2 protein-coding genes, 1 pseudogene and 1 riboswitch are annotated in these 3,239 nt (G+C 66.8%); of the genes and pseudogenes, 2 read left to right on the top strand and 1 reads right to left on the bottom strand.

Features of this window, described 5'->3' with window-relative positions; all coding sequences use genetic code 11:
• Positions 1 to 187, bottom strand: a pseudogene (locus tag VF536_RS27490) (hypothetical protein); the annotation flags it as partial.
• 409 nt (positions 188 to 596) lie between these two features.
• A riboswitch (cyclic di-GMP riboswitch) is annotated at positions 597 to 713 on the top strand.
• A 554-nt stretch (positions 714 to 1,267) separates the two neighbouring features.
• On the opposite strand from VF536_RS27490, the gene VF536_RS27485 reads away from it, so the two are divergent.
• Together VF536_RS27485 and fliF are read left to right on the top strand one after the other, a co-directional pair.
• Entirely contained in the window at positions 1,268 to 1,615 is a 348-nt protein-coding gene (locus VF536_RS27485) for a flagellar hook-basal body complex protein FliE (RefSeq protein ID WP_331618126.1), read from the top strand.
• A 19-nt stretch (positions 1,616 to 1,634) separates the two neighbouring features.
• Positions 1,635 to 3,239, top strand: a 1,605-nt coding sequence (gene fliF / locus VF536_RS27480; RefSeq protein ID WP_331618125.1) for a flagellar basal-body MS-ring/collar protein FliF, incomplete at its 3' end; no start/stop codon positions are given.

Genomic DNA, 3,239 nt, shown 5'->3' with positions numbered 1-3,239 from the left:
GACGCAGCGTCAGGGCGTGCAGCTCGTAGCGGCTGTGATAGCGGCGGTTCCACGGCTGCACGAGCTGGCGCTGCAGCGCCTCGCGCAGGCGCTGCGCCACCTGCGGCAGCAGGTGCACCGGGCGGCCCAGGCTGCGCGGATCGAGCGCCGCGGGCCGGTGCGGCTGAGCGGTGAGTGGCTGGTTCATCCGTGGTTCCAGATATGAAGGGACGTTGTTAATGGCAGGCCTGGCACGCCATAACCATCGAATTCTAGGAATCGACAGTGATTCCGGCCAGCATTGGAACTGCTGGTTTGGAACATGCGGGGAATAAATCACAAACCACCGGATGCGAATCGCACATCACGGGAATGAGTGGTTTAAGTCGTGTCGCGAGTCGGTCGTTAATACCCCGGCGGGCACGAGGTGAATTGTTTCTCTCATATTTATCAGTACCGAAACAAAACCGACTTATTCAGAGGCGGATGCGCGAATAGCGGATCACCAGCCTGGGAGTATTGGCGGCAGTTCGTGACATCCGTCACACTGTCGTACGCTGTTTTGGTGCGGTGCAAAATGGGTTCTTGTTGCGCACGCTCACAGTGGCTACAGTCCGGACACATCAGGGCACACCCGAGCGAAAGCCGGGGTCGCAAAGCCTCCGGTCTACCGTCGGGCGCTCGCTGGAAACTCTTCCAGCCGAACGCCGGACCACGATAGCGGGGTTGCCAGACCTGAGTCTGCGAGCCGCGTGACGCGTGGTTCAAAGGCGCTCGCCTGCCAGGCCCCACCCGGGCCTGTTGTGACCCTGCCTGCCCTCGCCGAGGTGCGCCCGTCTTGCGAAGAGAGGACGGACATGGTCATTCACAGACATCTTTTCATTCCCTGAACCGGCCCGCGACGGTGCCGTCGGACGCTCGTCCGCCGGTGTCGCCGAGCTCGATGCGGTGGCGCTGCCGCATGGGTTCCGGATATTCCCCGAATACTTGAAGATTCAATATCGCAGCCGATCCGGCGCGAGGGAGTTTCTTTGTCTGAATATCGGCGAATGAAACTGTCTGTAAATATCAAGGAAATGTCGCGACAAGAATACGCATCGCCAACGCGGTGACAAAAAGAACAGCGACATTCGGTGCCGTCGTGAATCTCCGCAACGGAGATTGAAAGATATCGCCGCCGAGGCCACGCCATGAACCAGAGGGAATGGGTGGATGAGGTGAATGAATGGTCACGGGACAACCCGCGCCCTCCGGCGTGGTCAGGTCTCTTATTGCCTGGAGCAAAGGTATGTCCGCCACGATGCTCAACGCCGCCGTCGGTCAATCGACGATGGAATCCCTGCTGAAACAGGACAGCGTCCGGATGCAGCAGGACGCGCAAGCGCTTTCACAAGGCGTTGGTCCAGGCGCGATCGATAACCTGCCATCGATGGGTTTCGAGCAGATGCTGCGCCGCGTGGACGACCGCGACCAGGCCGCCGCCGCCCGCATGGAAGCGGTCGAGCGCGGCGAGAGCGACGACCTCGTCGGCGCGATGCTCGCCAGCCAGGAAGCCAGCCTGTCGTTCTCGATGCTGATGCAGGTCAGGAACAAGGTCGCCGGCGCCGTGGACGAGCTGATCAAGATGCAGCTCTGAGGCCTGCGGGACAAGCACGATGAACGAACTGCAGACCCTCCAGAGCGCGAACGACGCGGCCGTGCCCGTCTGGCGCCGCCGCCTCGGTCAGGTGCTGGGTGGCTTGAACAAGGCCGCGCCGACGGCAGGCGCCGGCCAGAGCCTGCTCAAGTCGGCGGCGCCGCTGCTGATCCTCGCCGCCGTCGTCACCGCGCTGGTGCTGATGCTGCTGTGGCGCGACCAGGCCGGCTACAAGCCGGTCTTCGGCCAGCGCGAGCATGTGCCGACCGCCGACGTGCTGTCGGTGCTGGACGCCGAGCACATCGCCTACCGCCTGCATCCCGAGAGCGGCCAGGTGCTGGTGCCCGACTCGGACCTGGGCCGCGCGCGCATGCTGCTCGCCGCCAAGGGCGTCGTGGCCAAGCTGCCCGCCGGCCTGGAGCTGATGGACCAGAACGACCCGCTGGGCGTGAGCCAGTTCGTGCAGGACATCCGCTTCCGCCGCGGCCTCGAAGGCGAGCTCGCGCAGAGCATGATGGCGCTGGACGCCGTCGAGGGCGCGCGCGTCCACCTGTCCGTCGCGAAGAGCAGCTCCTTCGTGCTCAACGACGGGCAGAAGAGCTCGGCCTCGGTCGTGCTGACGCTCAAGCCGGGCCGCTCGCTCAACCACGAGCAGATCGCCGCGGCGATCAACCTGGTCGCGGGCTCGGTGGCCAACCTCGATCCGTCGCGGGTCAGCCTGGTCGACCAGCAGGGCAACCTGCTGTCGGCGCGCGTCGACATGAGCGAGGGCTTCGACGGCGGCGCGCAGGGCAACGAGGCGCAACGCCGCATCCAGGACGACATCCGCCGCAACGTGCACGAGCTGCTGGCGCCGGTGCTGGGCGAGCAGAACTATCGCCTCAGCGTCACCGCCGACGTCAACAACGACCGCATCCAGGAAACGCGCGAGCAGTACGGCGACGCGCCCAAGCTGACCAACGAGGCGATGCGCGAGGAGCAGGACCGCGAGCGCATCGCGCTGGGCGTGCCGGGCTCGCTGAGCAACCGCCCGCCGGCGGCGCTGGCGGCGGCGGCGGCGTCCGCGGCGCAGGGCGAGGATCCCGGCGCGGCCAATGCGGCGAACGCCAACAGCAACACCGCGCGCAAGAACGCCTCCACGCGCCAGTACGCCTACGACCGCTCGATCACGCAGGTGAAGAAGAGCCGCGGCCGGCTGGAGCGCCTGAGCGTGGCCGTGCTGCTGAACACCGCGGCCGCGCCCGGCGGCGCGAAGGACTGGACGCCGGCCGACCTGCAGAAGGTCGAGAAGCTGCTGGGCGGCGGCCTGGGCATCGACACGCAGCGCGGCGACAAGCTGAGCGTCTCCACGCTCGCCTTCCCGGCGCCGCCGGTGGTCGAGCCCTGGTACCAGCAGCGCGACACGATCGTCGAGTTCGGCGGCTGGGGCGCGTACGCGCTGGCCGCGCTGCTCGGCTACCTGCTGCTGGCGCGTCCGCTGCTGCGCATGGGCCAGCACGCGCTGGGCATGGGCGGCGCGCGGAAGAAGGACAAGCGCAGCGAGGGCCGCAACGACGGCCGCGCGGACCGCGCCGATCGCAGCGGTGGTCCCGAGATCACGCCGCTGGAGCCGTTGCCCGGCGCG

Origin of the sequence: Roseateles sp., from assembly GCF_036486225.1 — a bacterium.
GTDB lineage: Bacteria > Pseudomonadota > Gammaproteobacteria > Burkholderiales > Burkholderiaceae_C > Roseateles.
This window is presented reverse-complemented; position numbering and strand designations above follow the sequence as displayed.